General features: G+C 56.5%; 11 protein-coding genes and 1 tRNA gene. 7 read left to right on the plus strand and 5 right to left on the minus strand.

The features are described from left to right. Nucleotides 1-3 precede the first annotated feature (3 nt). Genes spoT through recG form a run of 3 tightly spaced genes read left to right on the plus strand, consistent with a single transcriptional unit; the run spans nucleotide 4 to nucleotide 4,897 of the window. Entirely contained in the window at nucleotides 4-2,118 is a 2,115-nt protein-coding gene (gene spoT, locus AAIR21_RS11130; RefSeq protein WP_014168043.1) for a bifunctional GTP diphosphokinase/guanosine-3',5'-bis pyrophosphate 3'-pyrophosphohydrolase, read from the plus strand. Nucleotides 2,119-2,122: 4 nt separating this feature from the next. Next, entirely contained in the window at nucleotides 2,123-2,812 is a 690-nt protein-coding gene (trmH, locus tag AAIR21_RS11135; RefSeq protein ID WP_014168042.1) for a tRNA (guanosine(18)-2'-O)-methyltransferase TrmH, read from the plus strand. A gap of 3 nt (nucleotides 2,813-2,815) precedes the next feature. Further along, nucleotides 2,816-4,897 (plus strand): ATP-dependent DNA helicase RecG, encoded by a 2,082-nt coding sequence (gene recG / locus AAIR21_RS11140; protein WP_020882696.1) that lies wholly within the window; start codon nucleotides 2,816-2,818, stop codon nucleotides 4,895-4,897. 2 nt (nucleotides 4,898-4,899) lie between these two features. Here recG and gltS read toward each other — a convergent pair whose 3' ends face one another. Then, nucleotides 4,900-6,102 (minus strand): sodium/glutamate symporter, encoded by a 1,203-nt coding sequence (gltS, locus tag AAIR21_RS11145; RefSeq protein ID WP_047954870.1) that lies wholly within the window; start codon nucleotides 6,100-6,102, stop codon nucleotides 4,900-4,902. A gap of 225 nt (nucleotides 6,103-6,327) precedes the next feature. On the opposite strand from gltS, the gene xanP reads away from it, so the two are divergent. Continuing rightward, nucleotides 6,328-7,719, plus strand: coding sequence for a xanthine/proton symporter XanP (gene xanP / locus AAIR21_RS11150; protein ID WP_032679316.1), 1,392 nt, complete (start codon nucleotides 6,328-6,330; stop codon nucleotides 7,717-7,719). A 119-nt stretch (nucleotides 7,720-7,838) separates the two neighbouring features. Further along, nucleotides 7,839-9,542 carry an AsmA family protein gene (locus AAIR21_RS11155; RefSeq protein WP_183516847.1) on the plus strand — a complete coding sequence of 568 codons (1,704 nt, stop codon included), beginning with the start codon at nucleotides 7,839-7,841 and terminating at the stop codon, nucleotides 9,540-9,542. A gap of 60 nt (nucleotides 9,543-9,602) precedes the next feature. Here the strand turns inward: AAIR21_RS11155 and yicI are convergent, their stop codons facing one another. Beyond that, nucleotides 9,603-11,921, minus strand: a complete 2,319-nt coding sequence (gene yicI, locus AAIR21_RS11160) for an alpha-xylosidase (protein WP_183516846.1) — start codon at nucleotides 11,919-11,921, stop codon at nucleotides 9,603-9,605. 12 nt (nucleotides 11,922-11,933) lie between these two features. Continuing rightward, on the minus strand, nucleotides 11,934-13,325 hold the full coding sequence (locus AAIR21_RS11165; RefSeq protein ID WP_020882700.1) for a glycoside-pentoside-hexuronide family transporter: 1,392 nt from the start codon (nucleotides 13,323-13,325) through the stop codon (nucleotides 11,934-11,936). A 287-nt stretch (nucleotides 13,326-13,612) separates the two neighbouring features. Between AAIR21_RS11165 and AAIR21_RS11170 the strand changes: the two genes are divergently transcribed. Then, nucleotides 13,613-13,707 (plus strand) — tRNA-Sec (locus tag AAIR21_RS11170). A 312-nt stretch (nucleotides 13,708-14,019) separates the two neighbouring features. Here the strand turns inward: AAIR21_RS11170 and AAIR21_RS11175 are convergent. Beyond that, nucleotides 14,020-14,457 carry an acetyltransferase gene (locus AAIR21_RS11175; RefSeq protein WP_183516845.1) on the minus strand — a complete coding sequence of 146 codons (438 nt, stop codon included), beginning with the start codon at nucleotides 14,455-14,457 and terminating at the stop codon, nucleotides 14,020-14,022. Nucleotides 14,458-14,519: 62 nt separating this feature from the next. Between AAIR21_RS11175 and AAIR21_RS11180 the strand changes: the two genes are divergently transcribed. After that, nucleotides 14,520-14,675 (plus strand): hypothetical protein, encoded by a 156-nt coding sequence (locus AAIR21_RS11180; protein ID WP_183516844.1) that lies wholly within the window; start codon nucleotides 14,520-14,522, stop codon nucleotides 14,673-14,675. Between the two features lie 76 nt (nucleotides 14,676-14,751). Here the strand turns inward: AAIR21_RS11180 and AAIR21_RS11185 are convergent, their stop codons facing one another. Further along, nucleotides 14,752-15,798, minus strand: coding sequence for a class I SAM-dependent methyltransferase (locus AAIR21_RS11185; RefSeq protein WP_183516843.1), 1,047 nt, complete (start codon nucleotides 15,796-15,798; stop codon nucleotides 14,752-14,754). Nucleotides 15,799-15,834: the final 36 nt, after the last annotated feature.

Here is a 15,834-nt window from a genome sequence, read left to right on the forward strand (position 1 = left end):
CCCTTGTATCTGTTTGAAAGCCTGAATCAACTGATTCAAACTTACCTGCCTGAAGACCAGATTAAGCGTCTTCAGCAGGCGTATCTCGTTGCACGTGACGCTCACGAGGGCCAGGCACGTTCAAGCGGTGAACCCTATATCACGCACCCGGTAGCGGTGGCCTGTATTCTGGCCGAGATGAAACTCGACTACGAAACGCTGATGGCTGCCCTGCTGCATGATGTGATCGAAGATACCCCTGCCACCTACCAGGATATGGAACAGCTGTTTGGCAAAAGCGTTGCCGAGCTGGTGGAAGGGGTCTCTAAGCTTGATAAGCTGAAATTCCGCGACAAGAAAGAGGCGCAAGCCGAAAACTTTCGCAAGATGATTATGGCGATGGTGCAGGATATCCGCGTCATTCTTATCAAACTTGCTGACCGTACCCACAATATGCGCACGCTGGGCTCACTTCGCCCGGACAAACGTCGCCGCATTGCCCGTGAAACCCTCGAAATCTACAGTCCGCTGGCGCACCGTTTAGGTATCCACCACATTAAAACCGAGCTGGAAGAGCTGGGTTTTGAAGCGTTATACCCGAACCGCTATCGCGTGATTAAAGAGGTGGTGAAAGCCGCACGCGGCAACCGTAAAGAGATGATTCAAAAGATCCTCTCTGAAATTGAAGGACGTTTACAGGAAGCGGGAATTCCGTGCCGCGTCAGCGGTCGCGAAAAACATCTGTACTCCATCTACTGCAAAATGGTGCTCAAAGAGCAGCGTTTTCATTCGATCATGGATATCTACGCGTTCCGCGTGATCGTCCACGACTCTGATACCTGCTACCGCGTGCTGGGCCAGATGCACAGCCTGTACAAACCGCGTCCAGGGCGCATGAAAGATTACATCGCCATTCCAAAAGCGAACGGCTATCAATCTTTGCACACCTCGATGATCGGTCCACACGGCGTGCCTGTTGAAGTGCAGATCCGCACCGAAGACATGGACCAGATGGCGGAGATGGGTGTGGCTGCACACTGGGCTTATAAAGAGCACGGTGGCGAAAGCAGTACAACCGCACAAATCCGCGCCCAGCGCTGGATGCAAAGCCTGCTGGAGCTGCAGCAGAGTGCAGGTAGCTCGTTTGAATTTATCGAGAGCGTTAAATCCGATCTCTTCCCGGATGAGATTTACGTTTTCACCCCAGAAGGCCGCATTGTCGAACTACCTGCAGGCGCTACGCCGGTCGACTTTGCTTACGCCGTGCATACCGATATCGGCCACGCCTGCGTGGGCGCGCGTGTCGACAGGCAGCCTTATCCGCTCTCTCAGCCACTTTCCAGCGGCCAGACGGTGGAAATTATTACCGCACCGGGCGCACGTCCGAACGCGGCCTGGCTGAACTTTGTCGTGAGTTCCAAAGCACGCGCCAAAATTCGCCAGTTGCTGAAAAACCTCAAGCGCGATGATTCTGTCAGCCTGGGGCGTCGTCTGCTCAACCATGCGTTGGGTGGTAGCCGTAAGCTGGCTGAAATCCCGAAAGAGAACATTCAGCGTGAGCTGGAGCGCATGAAGCTCGCCTCGCTTGATGACCTGCTGGCAGAAATCGGTCTCGGCAACGCCATGAGCGTGGTCGTGGCGAAGAACCTGCAGCAGGGTGATACCACGGCGATCCCGACGACGACGCAAAGCCACGGTCATCTGCCGATCAAAGGCGCGGACGGCGTACTTATCACCTTCGCGAAATGTTGCCGTCCTATCCCGGGTGACCCGATTATTGCGCACGTCAGTCCGGGTAAAGGGCTGGTTATCCACCACGAATCCTGTCGTAACATCCGCGGTTATCAAAAAGAGGCGGAGAAGTTCATGGCAGTCGAGTGGGATAAAGAGACGGCACAGGAATTTATCACCGAAATTAAGGTGGATATGTTCAACCACCAGGGTGCCCTGGCGAACCTGACGGCAGCAATCAATACGGCCTCTTCCAACATTCAGAGCCTGAACACGGAAGAGAAAGATGGCCGCGTCTACAGCGCCTTTATTCGTCTGACCGCCCGTGACCGCGTGCATCTGGCGAACATTATGCGCAAGATCCGCGTGATGCCGGACGTGATTAAAGTCACCCGTAACCGAAACTAGACTTATGAATTCAAAACGTTACGAGCGTATCTGCGAAATGCTCGCCAGGCGTCAGCCTGACCTGACGGTCTGCATGGAGCAGGTCCACAAACCTCATAACGTCTCTGCAATTGTCCGTACCGCAGACGCCGTAGGCGTGCATGAAGTGCACGCCGTCTGGCCGGGTGCCCGCATGCGAACCATGGCTTCAACTGCCGCAGGCAGTAACAGCTGGGTGTCTGTCAAAACCCACCAGACTATTGGCGAAGCCGTATCGCACCTGAAAGGTCGCGGTATGCAGGTCCTGGCCACTAACCTGTCCGCAAAAGCCGTCGATTTTCGTGAGATCGACTACACCCGCCCGACCTGTATTTTGATGGGTCAGGAGAAAACCGGGATCACCCAGGAAGCGCTGGATCTGGCGGATCAGGATATCATCATCCCCATGATCGGCATGGTGCAGTCTCTCAATGTCTCCGTGGCCTCTGCGCTCATTCTCTATGAAGCGCAGCGCCAGCGTCAGAACGCGGGTATGTACAAGCGCAGCAACAGCATGCTGCCGGAAGAGGAGCAGCAGCGCCTGCTGTTCGAAGGTGGTTACCCGGTGCTGGCTCGCGTCGCGAAACAGAAAAAACTGCCGTACCCCCACGTCAACGCGCAGGGCGAAATTGAAGCCGATGCCGAGTGGTGGGCCACCATGCAGTACGCAGGATAACCGATGAAAGGCCGTCTGCTGGATGCCATACCGCTCAATAGCCTGACGGGCGTAGGTGCGGCGCAAAGCAGTAAACTGGCAAAAATTGGCCTGCACACCGTGCAGGATCTCCTGCTCCATCTCCCCCTGCGTTATGAAGACCGCACCCAACTCTATAAGATTGGCGATCTGCTGCCTGCCATTTACGCCACCGTTGAAGGCGAAGTACTGAACTGCAATATCACCTTTGGCGGACGCCGGATGATGACCTGTCAGATCAGCGACGGCACCGGCATTCTCACCATGCGCTTTTTCAACTTCAATGCGGCCATGAAAAACAGCCTTGCGACCGGTCGCAGGGTGCTGGCCTATGGTGAAGCCAAACGCGGGAAATACGGCGCAGAGATGATCCACCCGGAGTATCGCGTTCAGGGAGATCTGAGCACGCCGGAGCTGCAGGAGACCCTGACCCCGGTTTATCCGACGACCGAAGGCATCAAGCAGGCAACGCTGCGTAAACTCACTGACCAGGCGCTGGAACTGCTGGATACCTGCGCCATTACCGAGCTACTGCCGCCTGAGCTGGCTCAGGGCATGATGAGTCTGCCCGAGGCGCTGCGCACCCTGCACCGCCCGCCGCCAACCCTGCAGCTTAGCGACCTGGAAAGCGGCAAACACCCCGCTCAACGGCGTCTTATCCTTGAGGAATTACTGGCCCATAACCTGAGCATGCTGGCGGTACGGGCGGGCGCGCAGCGTTTTCATGCCCAGCCCTTAAGCCCGCGAGATGAACTCAAAGATAAGCTGCTGGCCTCCCTGCCGTTTAAACCTACCGGTGCACAGGCACGCGTCACGGCCGAGATTGAACGCGATATGGCGCTTGATGTGCCCATGATGCGCCTGGTTCAGGGGGATGTGGGGTCCGGTAAAACGCTGGTTGCAGCCCTGGCTGCCCTGCGCGCGATTGCCCACGGAAGGCAGGTGGCGCTAATGGCCCCCACCGAACTGCTGGCTGAACAGCACGCTAATAACTTCCGCGCGTGGTTTGCCCCGCTTGGGATTGAAGTGGGCTGGCTTGCCGGGAAGCAAAAAGGTAAAGCGCGTCAGGCACAACAGGACGCCATTGCCAGCGGTCAGGTACAGATGATTGTCGGCACGCACGCGATTTTCCAGGAGCAGGTGCAGTTTAATGGTCTTGCCCTGGTGATTATCGACGAACAACACCGCTTCGGTGTACACCAGCGTCTGGCGCTGTGGGAGAAAGGGCTGCAGCAGGGCTTCCATCCGCATCAGCTGATCATGACTGCCACGCCTATCCCGCGCACCCTGGCAATGACCGCCTACGCCGATCTCGATACATCAACTATCGACGAACTGCCGCCGGGCCGTACACCGGTCACCACGGTCGCCATTCCGGACACGCGCCGGAGCGATATCATCGACCGCGTGCGCAACGCCTGCACTCACGAAGGCCGTCAGGCCTACTGGGTCTGCACGTTAATTGAAGAGTCTGAACTGCTTGAAGCGCAGGCTGCGGAAGCGACGTGGGAAGAGCTGAAACTGGCGCTGCCCGAGCTGAACGTGGGTCTGGTTCACGGGCGGATGAAGCCTACTGAGAAACAGGCGGTGATGCAGTCGTTCAAACAGGGTGAACTGCATTTGCTGGTTGCCACAACGGTGATTGAAGTGGGCGTAGACGTGCCCAATTCCAGCCTGATGATCATCGAAAACCCGGAGCGTCTTGGCCTTGCGCAACTCCATCAGCTGCGCGGCCGCGTTGGCCGCGGTGCTGTCGCCTCTCACTGCGTGCTGCTCTACAAAGCACCGCTCTCGAAAACCGCACAGATGCGTTTGCAGGTGCTGCGCGACAGTAACGACGGTTTTGTGATTGCACAAAAAGACCTGGAGATCCGCGGCCCAGGCGAACTGCTGGGCACGCGTCAGACGGGTAATGCCGAATTCAAAGTGGCGGATTTACTGCGCGATCAGGCCATGATCCCCGAAGTTCAGCGCCTCGCACGCCATATTCATGAGCGCTACCCCGAACAGGCGGCAGCGTTAATTGAGCGCTGGATGCCGGAAACCGAACGCTATTCCAACGCCTGATCTCAGGCAAACATCGGCAGCATCAGGTAAAGCTTGATCACCAGCGCGTTGACGATATCAATGAAGAACGCCCCGACCATCGGGACCACCAGAAACGCCATATGCGAAGGCCCAAAACGTTCGGTGATCGCCTGCATGTTGGCGATAGCCGTCGGCGTTGCCCCTAGACCAAACCCACAATGCCCGGCCGCCAGCACTGCTGCATCGTAGTTTTTGCCCATCATGCGCCAGGTCACAAACATGGCGTAGAACGCCATAAACAGCGCCTGAACGGCCAGAATAGCCACCATCGGCAGCGCCAGTGAGGCCAGCTCCCAGAGCTTGAGGCTCATCAGGGCCATCGCCAGGAACAGCGACAGGCAGACGTTACCAAGCACCGATACGGCACGTTCAAATACGCGGTAGAAACCCATCAGCGCCAGACCGTTACTCAGCAGCACCCCAACAAACAGCACGCACACAAACGTCGGGAGCTCGAACGCTGAACCTGCCAGCCATTGCGCAACCACTTTGCCCACCGTCAGGCAAATGGCAATCATCGCGATAGTTTCAATCAACACCAGCGAAGTGATGGTGCGTCCGACGTCGGGTTTTTCAAAGGCAGTGGGCACCAGCTCATCGTCCGGTCTTCCGTCTGGCGTACCAGAGTGCTTTACCAGATACCGCGCCACCGGCCCGCCGATCAGGCCGCCCAGCACCAGACCGAAGGTGGCGCAGGCCATCGCCACTTCGGTGGCATTTTCAAAGCCGTAGCGCTCAGTAAACAGCTTGCTCCACGCCGCCCCGGTACCGTGGCCACCAGAGAGGGTGATTGATCCGGCCAGCAGCCCCATCAGCGGATCCAGCCCCAGCAGCGTGGCCATCCCGATACCAATGGCGTTTTGCATCACTAGCAGTCCTACCACCACGATCAGAAATACGCCGAGCACTTTGCCACCCGCCCGCAGGCTCGCCAGGTTGGCATTCAGGCCAATGGTGGCAAAGAAGGCCAGCATCAGCGGATCTTTCAGGGACATATCAAAATCAATTTCCCAGCCCATGCTTTTCTTCAGCACCAGCAGGGCCAGCGCCACCAGCAGTCCGCCGGCAACAGGTTCAGGAATGGTGTATTTCTTCAGAAGGGAAACGCTGTGTACGAGCTTACGGCCAAGCAGTAAGACCAGCGTTGCGGCAACAAGGGTCGACAACGTATCGAGATGAATCATAAAAGGCTCCTGTTATGCGCGTGTTCCATACACACGCGGCGTTATCCTGGGCCGGCTTGCGCTCCTCATGAGCCGCCGGCGCAAAAAGTGTAATTTTTTTTCCCCATGGGTTGTAGAAAACCTGCTCACAGCAGCAGATTTTCTTGTCTTTTTTTGTTGGCAATCGTTTGCTTTTACCAGGTGGTCAGATAAAATGCCCGCTTTTCCACCGTGGGATTGCCGCCGATGTCCGTTAACACCCTTGAGTCTCCCGATGCGCAACCGATTGCGCAGAAGCAAAATAGCGAACTGATTTACCGCCTTGAAGACCGTCCGCCTCTTCCTCAGACGCTCTTTGCCGCCTGCCAACACCTGCTGGCTATGTTCGTTGCGGTGATCACACCGGCGCTGCTCATCTGCCAGGCGCTTGGTTTACCGGCTCAGGATACACAGCACATCATCAGTATGTCCCTCTTTGCCTCCGGCGTGGCGTCCATTATTCAAATTAAAGCGTGGGGCCCGGTGGGGTCTGGATTGTTGTCGATCCAGGGCACCAGTTTTAACTTTGTCGCACCGCTGATCATGGGCGGTACAGCCCTCAAAACCGGCGGCGCGGATGTTCCGACCATGATGGCGGCGCTGTTTGGCACGCTGATGCTGGCCAGCTGCACCGAGATGGTGATCTCCCGGGTACTGCACCTGGCGCGTCGCGTGATCACGCCGCTGGTATCCGGCGTGGTGGTGATGATCATTGGCCTGTCGCTGATTCAGGTTGGCCTGACCTCCATCGGTGGCGGTTATGCGGCAATGAGCGACCACACTTTTGGTGCACCGAAAAACCTGCTGCTGGCCGGCGTGGTGCTGGCAATCATTATTCTGCTTAACCGTCAGCGTAACCCGTATCTGCGTGTGGCATCGCTGGTGATCGCCATGGCGGCCGGTTATCTGCTGGCCTGGGCGCTGGGTATGCTGCCGGAGAACACCCCGCAGACCAACAGTGCGCTGATCACCATTCCAACGCCGCTGTACTACGGCCTGGGCATTGACTGGGGCCTGCTGTTGCCGCTGATGCTGGTCTTTATGATCACCTCGCTGGAGACGATTGGCGATATCACCGCCACGTCTGATGTCTCCGAGCAGCCGGTCTCCGGCCCGCTGTATATGAAACGCCTGAAAGGCGGCGTGCTGGCGAACGGCCTGAACTCGTTTGTCTCTGCGGTCTTCAACACCTTCCCGAACTCCTGCTTCGGCCAGAACAACGGCGTGATCCAGCTGACTGGCGTTGCCAGCCGCTACGTTGGTTTTGTGGTGGCACTGATGCTGATCGTCCTCGGCCTGTTCCCGGCGGTAAGCGGTTTTGTGCAGCATATACCTGAACCGGTGCTGGGCGGCGCAACGCTGGTGATGTTCGGGACCATCGCGGCTTCTGGTGTACGTATCGTCTCCCGCGAACCGCTGAACCGCCGCGCCATCATGATCATTGCCCTGTCGCTGGCCGTGGGTCTGGGTGTTTCACAGCAACCGCTGATCCTGCAGTTTGCCCCGGACTGGGTGAAAAACCTGCTCTCTTCCGGCATTGCGGCAGGCGGTATCACCGCGATTGTTCTGAACCTCGTTTTCCCGCCTGAGAAAAATTGATCGCCCTCACGGCAGGCTGTCAACGCCTGCCGTGACATCTCTTTACACCATTCCCGCCTTGAGCATTGCGCATAAATCGTGCATAACTCCCTTATGTGCGTTTCGCGGGATGGAAGACCATGAAATTTATTGGAAAGGTACTCGTCTATCTTCTGGTGGCCCTGATCATTGTGGTGCTGGCGCTCTATATTCTGCTCCAGACCCGCTGGGGAGCATCTCAGGCCAGCAACTGGATAACGGTGAATACCGATTACGAACTCAATTTCGATCTGATGGATCACCGCTTTTCGTCACCTTCCCACATCATTCTGGAAAACGTCACGTTTGGCCGCGACGGTAAACCCGCCACGCTGGTGGCCAGGAAAGTCGATATTGGTCTGAGTAGCCGACAGGTCACCGATCCGCTGCACATGGACACCATTACCCTGTTCGATGGCACGCTTAATCTTTCTCCTCAGACGGCACCGCTCCCGTTCCAGGCGGACCGTTTGCAGTTGAACAACATGGCCTTTAACAGCCCCAATACGGAATGGGATCTCAGCGCACAGAAAGTGACGGGCGGCGTCAGCCCGTGGCAGCCAGAAGCAGGCAATGTGTTGGGTAAAAACGCACAGATCCAGGTGAGCGCAGGCTCGCTTACCCTGAACGGCGTGCCGGCCACCAACGTGCTGATCCAGGGGCAGCTCAACGGCAAAGAGGTGGTGCTGAACACCATTGGTGCCGATATGGCGCGCGGTTCGCTCACCGGGTCCGCCCTGCGCAACGCTGACGGCAGCTGGATTATCGACACTATGCGTCTGAATGAGATCCGCCTGCAAAGCGATAAGTCACTGGTGGATTTCTTCGCGCCTCTGACCACCATTCCCTCGCTGCAGATTGGTCGTCTGGAAGTGACTGACGCACGCCTGCAGGGGCCGGACTGGGCGGTGACCGATCTCGATTTAAGCCTGCGCAACCTGACACTCAGCAAAGGCGACTGGCAAAGTCAGGAGGGGCGTTTGTCCATGAACGCCAGCGAGTTTATTTATGGCTCTCTGCATCTGTTTGACCCGATCATGAATGCGGAGTTCTCCCCGCAAGGCGTGGCGCTGCGCCAGTTTACCTCCCGCTGGGAGGGCGGCATGGTACGCGCTTCCGGTAACTGGCTGCGCGAAGGTAACGCGCTGGTGCTGGACGATGTCGCCATCGCCGGGCTGGAATACACCCTGCCGCAGAACTGGAAAACGCTGTGGATGGAGCCGTTACCGGAATGGCTGAACAGCCTGACGCTGAAAAAATTCGGCCTGAGCCGCAACCTGGTTATCGATATCGACCCGGCCTTCCCGTGGCAAATCACCTCTCTTGATGGCTATGGTGCGAACCTGCAGCTGGCGAAAGATCGCCAGTGGGGCGTATGGGGTGGCAGCGCAACGCTGAACGGCGCGGCGGCGACCTTTAACCGCGTGGACGTGCGTCGTCCGTCGCTGGCGCTGAACGCTAACGCCTCAACGGTAAACATTACCGACCTGAGCGCTTTCACCGAAAAAGGCATTCTGGAAGCCACGGCGACGGTTTCACAGCTTCCGCCACGGCAGACCACAATCAGCCTGAACGGACGCGGCGTGCCGCTCAACGTGCTGCAGGCGTGGGGCTGGCCGGCGCTACCCATTGGCGGTGATGGCAATATCCAGCTAACCGCCAGCGGCAGCGTGCAGGCCAACGCACCGCTGAAACCGACGGTTAACGGGAAACTGAACGCGGTAAATATGGATAAACAGCAGGTGCAACAGACGATGACGGGGGGAGAGGTGTCGACACTATCCTCGCCCCAGCCCTCTCCCTGAAAGGAAGAAGAAGCAAACCCTTCCCTCCCCCCGTTGGGGAGAGGGTTAGGGTGAGGAAAATTAAAGGTGTACCACCACCTCATTACCCTCCGTTTTCACCACCACGCCCCACTCACTTCCGGCCTCTGAGCCGCCTTTTACGCCACTCAGTTTCTGCACGTTGCGCAAGCAGACCGACCAGTTTCGTGCGTCACCTGTGCCGGTAATGGTCACGGTGTCGCCACTGCGTGTGGCTTTCAGCGTAAATGCCACAGAACCGTCCGCCGCAGGCACTTCGCTCACCGCCATCGCGCCATCGCCCAGGTTAAACAGCTGGAAAGCTGTCCCCTCGTTCCAGGCGTAGTCCGGTTTCTGTTGATTGTTGCCCAACGCCAGCAGGGTGTTATCGCGCACATAGACCGGCAGGCTGCGGAAATCATGCTGCTGTTTATGCCAGCGGCTGCCCTCGATTTCATCGTTATGCCAGAGATGGGTCCAGCGCCCTTCCGGCAGGTAAAACTGCACGTCACCGGCCTCAGAAAACACCGGGGCTACCATCACCGACTCCCCCAGCATGTACTGACGGTCGAGGTAATCGCATGCCGGATCGTCCGGGAACTCCAGCATCATCGCCCGCAGCATCGGTGTGCCATACTCGCGAGCCAGGGCAGCCTGGCGATAGAGATACGGCATCATCTGACATTTCAGCCGAGTGAAGTGACGCACCACGTCGCAGGACTCATCATCGTACGCCCACGGTACGCGGTAAGATTTGCTGCCATGCAGGCGGCTGTGGCTGGATAACAGCCCAAACGCGCACCAGCGTTTGTAGACGTGTGCCGGCGCGGTGTTCTCAAATCCACCGATGTCATGGCTCCAGAAGCCAAAGCCGGACAGACCAATCGACAGCCCGCCGCGCAGGCTTTCCGCCATCGACTCGTAGTTGGCGTAACAGTCGCCACCCCAGTGCACCGGGAACTGTTGCGCACCTACCGACGCCGAGCGGGCAAACAGCACCGCCTCATCCGCGCCCACCGTTTCTTTCAGTACGTTCCACACCAGTTCGTTATAAAGGTATGCGTAGTGGTTGTGCATCTTCTGCGGATCGGAACCGTCAAACCACTGGACGTCCGTCGGGATGCGCTCGCCAAAGTCGGTCTTAAAGCAGTCGACGCCAATATCCACCAGGCCTTTCAGCTTGTCGGCATACCACCGGCACACGTCCGGGTTAGTGAAGTCATAAATCGCCAGGCCCGGCTGCCATTTGTCCCACTGCCACAGGGAGCCGTCCGGGCGCTTGAGCAGGTAGCCCTTCTCTTTCAGTTCGCGAAATACCGGCGACTTCTGGCCGATGTACGGGTTAATCCACACGCAAACCTTCAGCCCTTTCTCCTTCAGGCGGCGGATCATCCCCTGCGGATCCGGGAAGGTCACCGGGTCCCACTCAAAATCACACCACTGGAAGGCCTTCATCCAGAAGCAGTCGAAGTGGAAGACATGCAGCGGCAGGTCGCGCTCGGCCATGCCATCAATAAAGCTGTTCACCGTGGCTTCATTGTAGTTAGTGGTAAACGAAGTGGTGAGCCACAGGCCGAAGGACCACGCCGGGGGCAGTGCCGGGCGCCCGGTGAAGCACGTATAACGATTCAGGACCTCTTTTGGCGTCGGGCCGTCGATCACGAAGTACTCCAGATACTCCCCTTCGACGCTGAACTGCACTTTGGAGACTTTCTCCGAACCCACTTCGAACGAGACGTTTTCCGGGTGATTCACCAGCACCCCGTAGCCGCGGTTGGTCAGATAGAACGGGATATTTTTGTATGACTGCTCGGTACTGGTGCCGCCGTCGCGGTTCCAGGTCTCGACCGTCTGGCCGTTACGCACCAGCGCGGTAAAGCGCTCGCCGAGGCCGTAGACCGTTTCACCTACGCCCAGATCCAGACGCTCAAAAACATAATGACGATCGGTACGGGTATCCTGCACGTAACCGTTGTTTTTCAGCTGACTGCCGGTAATACGCTGTCCGTTGCGCAGAAAATCCAGCGCCCAGCACTCGCCTTTGGTGACGCGCACGCTGAGGTGACCGCTTTTCAGCTCAGCAAATTCGTCATTGTTTTCAATCTCAACGTTCACCTCTTTGATGACATTCAGAGGATAGTGCGGACCGTTGTTCAGCGCGCCCTGGAAGTGCTCGATACGCACGCCAACAATCCCTTCCTGCGGGGAGAAAAGACGGACGGTGAACATCAGGGTATCAAGCTGCCAGGTACGTTCTCGTACATCACGCGGCGCCACGTACACCACAAGGTCATTGCCCTGCTGCTCTACATCGAACACCTGAACCGGGCAGGTGACGTTCAGGCCCGGTTGAATGAGCCAGTTTCCATCACTGATTTTCATACTCTCGTCCTCTTAGTTCTGTAATTCTTTACTCACCGGCAGGTTGTCAAACTCCTGCTGATTGCGGCGCGCGCCGTGTGCCAGCTCGCTCATGATTTTGGTCAGGAAGGGCGTTTTCAGGGTGTAGTAGCGTTTGGCGATGATGGCGCTCAGCACGTAGCAGACTGCCGGGGCCAGGGTGAACAGGCCGATAATGATGCTGATGGTCGCGCTGTTCTGGGTTTTAGCTGCGGCGTCATAACCCCCCCCTGCCAGCATCCAGCCGATCATCGCCCCGCCCAGCGCCAGGCCGAGTTTCAGCACAAACAGCGTGCCCGCGAAGCTGATGCCGGTAAGACGCTTGCCGTTGGTCCATTCGCCGTAGTCGACGGTATCGGACATCATGACCCACTGGATCGGCGTCACCAGCTGATGCAACACCCCAATCACAAAGATGAAGGTGAACATCACCACCGTGGCATGCATGGGAACGAAGAACATCGCCACGCTGACCACTGCCAGGGCGGCGTTGGTCCACCAGAAGATGCTGACCTTGCATTTCCAGTCGGTGAGCGGTTTCGCCAGCGCAGAGCCAATCAGGTTGCCGACACAGTAGGTGGTGAGGAACGCGACAAAGATTTCCGGCGAGCCCATGATCCAGGTGCAGTAGTACATCATCGCACCGCCACGCACGCAGACGGCGAGGATATTAAGAATGGTCAGCACACCAACAATACGCCACTGGTCGTTGTGCCAGATATCTCGCAGGTCTTCGCGCATGGAGGTGGTGCTCGGCGGCACCTGGATGCGCTCTTTGGTGGTGAAGAAGCAGAACGCCAGCATCAGGAACGCGACCACCGACAGCACGGCGATCCCGCCCTGGAAACCGAACGCTTTGTCATCGCCACCAATCAGGTTAACCAGCGGCATCATCAGTACCGTCGAGAGCATGCCGCCCGCGGTCGCCAGCACAAAGCGCCAGGACTGCAGAGAGATACGCTGCGTCGGGTCGTTGGTGATCACCCCGCCCAGTGCACAATAAGGGATGTTAACCACGGTATAGAGCAGCGTCAGCAGCGTGTAGGTAATGGCGGCATAGATCATTTTGCCGTTGAGACTGAGGTCCGGCGTGGTGTAGGCCAGCACGCAGACAATGCCGAACGGGATAGCACCGAACAGTATCCACGGCCGGAATTTACCCCAGCGGCTGCGGGTACGGTCGGCGATCAGGCCCATGCACGGGTCCGAAATCGCATCCAGCGCACGTGCCAGCAGGAACATCGTGCCGACAAACCCGGCAGGAATGCCGAAGATATCGGTATAGAAAAACATCATGTACAACATAACGTTATCAAAAATGATGTGGCTGGCGGCGTCACCCATGCCGTAGCCAATCTTCTCTTTTACTGACAATACGTCGCTCATTTTTTTATCCTTCACGCTGTAGGGGGCGCTGAGACCGGTTACAGATTTTTAAACCATTGTTTCAGGAGCGGGTATTGCGTTTTCTGGTTAGCTGGTTACGTTTCTTGTTTTTTGTGATCGCGGTAAATATTGACGAGCACGAAATGCTAACCTGAGGATTTTCTTAGGAATTAACTGAAACAGGGGTGTTAAGGTCAAAAGAGAGGTGAAAAAAGTGTGCCGGGGTATGTGGTAAATGCCTGAAAGTAGCTATAATGCGCCCCGCCTCCATGTAGCAATGCAGGCGCGGAAGATCGTCATCTCCGGTGAGGTGGCTGGACTTCAAATCCAGTTGGGGACGCCAGCGTTCCCGGGCAGGTTCGACTCCTGTGATCTTCCGCCAAAATTCTTTGAAGAGATTATTCTCATATTTGTTCCACCTTTAAACCTAAATAATAATTAAATCTATTCACTAAAATTTTTTATGTGACTCTTCTGCTTTTCAGTAATTTTTAAGTCATCCTTTTTAGTTTTCTCACCCACAAATATTCAGGCCTTAACTTTATCCATGTGTTTAAACTAATTAATTAGGTTGATATTGATTTGTTCGGTTATATTACGGTAGCCAAACTTTAATCGTGAGGTCTAATTCCTGAACGACAAAACGCGTTGCATTTTATATCTAACGAGTAGGATATCTGCGTTAAGTTAGCATTCACTCACCCAACCACATATGCAACAACGGAAATGCATTCCCTTGTCCGTCCAGTTCTGAGCGCCCCACCTGCACAAACCCCATATGCTGATAAAACGCAACGCCCTGCGGGTTTTGCTCGTTTACATCCACTTCATTCGCACCAAAATGCGCAATGGCATAATTCAGCAGTAATTTACCCACGCCCTTCCCCCGGCTCGCCGCATCAACAAACAGCATTTCAATGCGGTTTTCATCGACGCCTAAAAAGCCATGAATAACACCCGCTTCATCGCGGGCAATCATAACCTTGAGATTGGGCAGATAGGCATTGAGCAATAACGGACGCAGGGCCGCAATATCGCTTTCCTGTAAAAAGTGATGGGTGGCGCGGACGGAGGATTCCCAGATCGCGACCAGGCGTTCGAAGTGTGAGGGGTGTGCGGTTTCGATTTTCATGAGGGGGATCATTATAGAGTGCAGAGATTAAATCAAGTATCCAGAAGCATGGAGGCAATAAAATGAAGACCTTAAATGAAGTAATAAACTCTCGAACCTGTGAAAGTCGAGAGCGTATCAAGGAAATGGCCCGGAAGTTGGTTCAGGAGACTGGTCAGCAGATAGAGCATGAAATGCAAGAATCCCTAACAGACATTGAGAATAAAGAAACCAGCTAATCCTTCATGGTAGTTGTTCGGGTAAACCGAACAACTGAGGAACGGTAAATATTCTAGCGCCCTGTCCCCCCTCACCCTAGCCCTCTCCCTCATGGAGAGGGAACTGACCGTGCGGTTTGTCATCCCCCACCTTAATCTCCATCACCGCATACACCCCGTCTTTCGGGACCACCACGGTGACGTTTTCCACCGGCACGCCTGCCGCGATATGAATATCCTGCAGCTGCCGGAGCGTCCGCGGGTAAATATCCTCCCAGCCGATACAGCGCAAAATAAAATCGATTTGTGGGCTGCTGGCCAGCATATTCGAGACAATCACCGCCCCGCCGGGCTTTATCAGCCGCAGCGCACGCTGGAGGAAAATCACCGCATCGGCATCGTTGAAATAGTCGAAAATCCCCAGCGCATCCACCAGTTCGGCCTGATGCTCGCCCAGCTCATGCAGTAAATCTTCGTTACGCACCAGCGTATGGAGCAAGTTGCGCCTGAGCAGGGTCAGCTGTTCACCCACGATAATGCCTTCCTGCGCCGCCATGGTTTCGGCCCAACTGAGCGCCACAGGGTCTTTATCCACCAGCGTCAGATACACCTGCTGGCCTTCGAGCTTCGCCTCGCGCAGCGCCTCCAGCACGGGAATTGCAGCCCCGCTCGCCAGGCTCACCCAATTGTTATCGTTCCCGTTGCGGATGTATTTATCCACCATCGCAGCCAGTACTTTTGCACGGGAGCGCACACCAATGGCATCGTTCGCATGGATAAACCACTGGCGGCTGTCGCTGTCCATTCGGGTTCCGTCTGGCAGGCGCTCCTCCAGCGGGTTTTGCACCACAAAAAGCGCCAGCGCAGAGGGAACCAGCCGGGTACGCCACGCGGTGAGCGCCGGACGATTGCGGTAGGCTTGCCCGGAATAACGGTTCTGTGGGACAAGCACGGCCTGTCCCCCCTCTTCGTATTCAATCAACGGAGGACGAAGCGCCGGGTCGGCTTTCAACGCCCGGTTAATCGAATTGATCTCACGGGCAGTGTCGTCCTTCATCGGCCACTGGTCGCTAATATCCGGAAATGACGCACTGAAAATGGTCATATTTTCCGGTGCGTCGCCGCGAAAAGGCTGCCAGTTCATGTCGTCGTCTCCCGTTGAGCTTTTAACGGAAGTCTA

Source organism: Enterobacter sp. PTB, assembly GCF_051130085.1.
In the GTDB taxonomy this organism is placed as follows: domain Bacteria; phylum Pseudomonadota; class Gammaproteobacteria; order Enterobacterales; family Enterobacteriaceae; genus Enterobacter; species Enterobacter ludwigii.